The organism is Psychrobacillus sp., assembly GCF_056205495.1.
Genome location: NZ_JBAEAP010000265.1, coordinates 1 through 2,445, shown reverse-complemented (window position 1 = coordinate 2,445; position 2,445 = coordinate 1). Strand labels below are relative to the sequence as shown.

4 protein-coding genes are annotated in these 2,445 nt (G+C 38.0%); 3 read left to right on the top strand and 1 reads right to left on the bottom strand.

Annotated elements, in window-relative coordinates; all coding sequences use genetic code 11:
• Nucleotides 1-204 (top strand): hypothetical protein (locus tag AC06OU_RS07670; RefSeq protein ID WP_475855039.1); only part of this gene is annotated, 204 nt, incomplete at its 5' end.
• A 186-nt stretch (nucleotides 205-390) separates the two neighbouring features.
• Here the strand turns inward: AC06OU_RS07670 and AC06OU_RS07665 are convergent.
• Complete coding sequence (locus AC06OU_RS07665) at nucleotides 391-918, bottom strand: YceI family protein (protein ID WP_475855037.1); 528 nt, start codon at nucleotides 916-918, stop codon at nucleotides 391-393.
• Between the two features lie 185 nt (nucleotides 919-1,103).
• Between AC06OU_RS07665 and AC06OU_RS07660 the strand changes: the two genes are divergently transcribed.
• A complete protein-coding gene (locus AC06OU_RS07660) occupies nucleotides 1,104-1,409 on the top strand; it encodes a winged helix-turn-helix transcriptional regulator (RefSeq protein ID WP_169358511.1) in 306 nt (101 codons plus the stop codon).
• Nucleotides 1,410-1,485: 76 nt separating this feature from the next.
• Complete coding sequence (murB, locus tag AC06OU_RS07655) at nucleotides 1,486-2,403, top strand: UDP-N-acetylmuramate dehydrogenase (protein ID WP_475855035.1); 918 nt, start codon at nucleotides 1,486-1,488, stop codon at nucleotides 2,401-2,403.
• The last annotated feature ends 42 nt before the right edge of the window (nucleotides 2,404-2,445 follow it).

The following is a 2,445-nucleotide window of genomic DNA, read 5'->3' as shown; positions in this document are numbered from 1 at the left end:
TTTTGTTTATTCTTACTCTGCGTGCATTGGTCAATCACTGGACATGTGGCACAAATAGAAGGAGTTGAGGCATTGTTCGCGTTCATTGGTTTGATTTTTCGTCATCATATCCATCACCTCATTCATTTTATAGGTGGCCCCGTTGATTGGAGCGAAGAACGGCGACTCCAGCGGGAACAGCGCGAGCTGAAGACCCTGGACTGAGCGCAGAGAGGGAAGCGGCTGAAGCCGTGCCCGCGGAAAGCGTCCGTTCGTAGCGGAAATCAACTCTCCCTCGCGTTACTTCTATGTTAAAAGAAAAAAGACTGTAGGCAAACTCCATAATTTTTGGAGTTTGTCTACAGTCTGAGGGCATTCCATTTTTATTGGAATGCCATTTAATATTAAAAGTTATTCAGCAGGATTAAGCTCTAACTCTACTAAAATTTTGATATCTTCGCCGACTAACACGCCGCCTGTTTCAAGTGCTTGGTTCCAAACTAAGCCAAAGTCTTTTCGGTTTACCTTAGTTTCTGCCGAGAAAGCAACTACTTCCTGTCCCCAAGGGTTTTTACCCTTACCGCCGTACTCAACTTCGAATGTGACAGGCTTAGTTACGTCTTTGATAGTTAAGTTACCAGTTACATCGTATTCGCCTATATCGGTGTTTTTAATTTCAGTAGCCTCAAATGTTATAGATGGGTATTTCTCTGCATCAAAGAAATCCTCGCCACGTAAGTGATTATCGCGATCCTCGTGATTCGTATTGATTGAATTAACATCAATATTAAAAGTGATAGAGGCACCTGTTAAGTCCTCGGCAGTACCCTCTAAATCAGCGGTAAAGTGAGTAAAGCTACCTTTCACTTTAGATACCATCATGTGTTTTACAGAAAAATCGATACTAGAATGTGCAGCGTCCAAATTAAATTTTGTCATTTTTATTTCCTCCTACATTTCTGTTTTTAATAGCAAATTCAAACGTAATAGTTTGAGAGTAACTTTTAGTTACTTTATGTAAGTAACTATAAATTAATAATATAATTACGTCAAGTAATTTAATTACTTTGGTTTTACAAAAAATATGAACAGGCGTATAATACTTAGTGATAGAGGTGATTAATATGAAGGAATTATCATTATGTCCGCGACTTTCCAAGGCAATGGAATTGTTAGGTAAAAGATGGACAACTTTAATTATTTATCAATTATTAGACGGTTCTAAGAGGTTTAATGAGATAGAGTCTTCTCTTCCTATAAGTGGACGTTTGTTGTCCGAGCGATTAAAAGAATTGGAAAGAGAAGGGATTGTTCAAAGAACACTTTTTTCTGAGGTTCCAGTTCGAGTAGAGTATAATTTAACGGATAAAGGTATGGCTCTTAAGGAAGTTATAACTGGGATTGAAACTTGGTCCAAGGATTGGTTATAATAAGACACTTGAAAGTTTATATAGGGAAACGCATAGTATGTAAGGTGATAGGTTAAAGAAGAAAGGATTGTCTTTTTTGAACAAACAAGTATGGTACAAAGAATTAATTACAAAGCTAGATCCAAGTAATGTGAAAATAGACGAAGCTCTTCATGTACACACGATGACTCGCATGGGTGGCATGGCTGACTTATTTGTTACACCTGAAAACGAGCAAGAAGCAGCTTTTATAGTTGACTATACTCACAAAAACAATATCCCACTGTTATTGTTAGGTAATGGTTCTAATATGGTTGTCAGAGACGGTGGAGTACGTGGCGTTGTTCTTTGCTTAGAGAAACTAGATAAAATTATTATTGAAGGTAATCATGTATATGCTGAAAGTGGAGCTGCTATTATAGATGTCTCCAAAGCCGCTGCAAAGGAATCGTTGACAGGTTTGGAATTTGCTTGTGGAATTCCTGGAACAGTTGGTGGAGCAATGGCAATGAATGCAGGAGCTTATGGCGGAGAAATCAAGGATGTAATTTTGCAGTGTACTGTTCTTAGTCCTGAAGGTGAAAAACTGGTACTTTCAAAGGAAGAGCTGGAGTTAGAGTATCGTAAAAGCATAATTACAAAAGAAGGTTACTATGTCTTATCGGCTGAATTTGAGCTGAAGCCTGGAAACCCAGAAGAAGTAAATGCTAAAATTGCTGATTTAACTTTCCAGCGAGAGTCTAAGCAGCCATTAGAGTATCCTTCTGCTGGAAGTGTGTTTAAACGACCGCCTGGATACTTTGCTGGTAAGCTAATCCAGGATAGTGGTTTACAAGGGAAGGGCTTTGGTGGAGCAGAGGTATCTACTAAACATGCAGGTTTTATCGTCAATAAGAATAATGCAACTGCTACAGATTATATAAATACAATTGAAATGGTGAAAAAAGCAGTGCATGATAACTTCGGGGTTGAGTTAGAACTAGAAGTTAAAATAGTTGGGGAAAATAGTAAATAATATAAATCTAGTCCTATGAATATACATTATTCATGGGGCTTT